Source organism: Gilvimarinus sp. 1_MG-2023 (assembly GCF_030548285.1).
The window spans coordinates 1-273 of record NZ_JAUOSC010000998.1 but is presented as its reverse complement, the minus strand read 5'-3'; the positions used below and the strand labels follow the sequence as shown (position 1 = coordinate 273).

The 273-nt window shown below is 54.9% G+C and carries 1 pseudogene; it reads left to right on the top strand.

The features are described from left to right. Positions 1–273 (top strand): annotated as a pseudogene (locus Q4563_RS19885) (hypothetical protein); the annotation flags it as partial.

Below are 273 nucleotides of genomic sequence, written 5' to 3'. Positions count from 1 at the left end.
CTGCGTCAGATGCTCGCCGATGCACGGGTTGAGTTCACTGAAAAGGTCGTCGAGCGTGAATTTCAGGTGGCGGATCGGGCACTGACCTACGCTACCGACACGGTTACCTATTTCTTTTATCTGATTGCCGGATCGTCAACACTGCTGGTGTTGGTGGGCTGGAACTCCCTGCGCGACGTCAAAGAGCGGGTGGGTGCCTACGCCAACGATGAAATCAAACGCATTACCGACTCTTATGAGTCGCGGCTGGAAAAGCTCGAACGGGACTTACAC